This is a genomic window from Aliiglaciecola sp. M165, from assembly GCF_007197995.1.
Classification (GTDB): domain Bacteria; phylum Pseudomonadota; class Gammaproteobacteria; order Enterobacterales; family Alteromonadaceae; genus Aliiglaciecola.
In genome coordinates this window covers 1-281 of record NZ_VKKH01000025.1, presented here as the reverse complement: position 1 = coordinate 281, position 281 = coordinate 1, and the positions used below count along the sequence as shown (strand labels likewise).

Here is a 281-nt window from a genome sequence, read left to right as displayed (position 1 = left end):
ATCCTAATCTACTCAAAGCAGGATACACAGCGACGCAACCAGAGCAACTATGGGTAGCCGATATCACTTATTTGCCGACTCGCAATGGCGAGGCTTATGTCAGTCTTGTGACGGATGCATATTCACGCAAGATTGTCGGGGATCAGGTTGATGACAACATGAAAACTCACTCAGTAAAGCAGGCTTTTAGAAGAGCACTCAAGCAACGCCTGAAAAATGGTCAACTCGTTCATCACTCCGATAGAGGTCTTCAGTATTGTTCCAGAGAGTACCAGCAGCTC

Annotated in this window: 1 protein-coding gene; it reads left to right on the top strand. The window is 46.6% G+C overall.

The features are described from left to right. A partial coding sequence (locus FM019_RS20745; protein ID WP_143838012.1) for a DDE-type integrase/transposase/recombinase occupies positions 1-281 on the top strand: 281 nt, incomplete at both ends.